The 362-nt window shown below is 44.8% G+C and carries 1 protein-coding gene; it reads right to left on the bottom strand.

What is annotated here, in order from left to right; all coding sequences use genetic code 11:
- Positions 1-362 (bottom strand): IS110 family transposase (locus M3191_RS18380; protein ID WP_251701750.1); only part of this gene is annotated, 362 nt, incomplete at both ends.

Genomic DNA, 362 nt, shown 5'->3' with positions numbered 1-362 from the left:
TCGAAAACACCTTTTCAAATAAGGGAAAGCTTAACTGTAGGAAAGCGTGTAAGCGATTGTAGTTATGCCTGATCTCCTTTTCTAGATCTTCATAGTAGCGTCCAAGTGCCCGCATCTGTTCAAAGTAGTCTTCTTGTACATATGTTTCCTGTCGATCTGATTTAAAATGGGATTTGGCCAGTTCATGGGCATCACTAATATCTGTCTTATGTCGGCGCATGGCAGCCATCTGTAGCTTAGCCTCCAAAGGGTTCAGGCGAATATAAGGATAGTGGTGCGCCTGCAGAAATCCCTCAAGCCCTTTTGAATAGACGCCAGTGGCCTCAAAGACAATGTCAGGTAGTTTACCGTCCTGTTCCCTA

The sequence above is a fragment of the Sporosarcina luteola genome, assembly GCF_023715535.1.
GTDB lineage: Bacteria > Bacillota > Bacilli > Bacillales_A > Planococcaceae > Sporosarcina > Sporosarcina luteola_B.
This window is presented reverse-complemented; position numbering and strand designations above follow the sequence as displayed.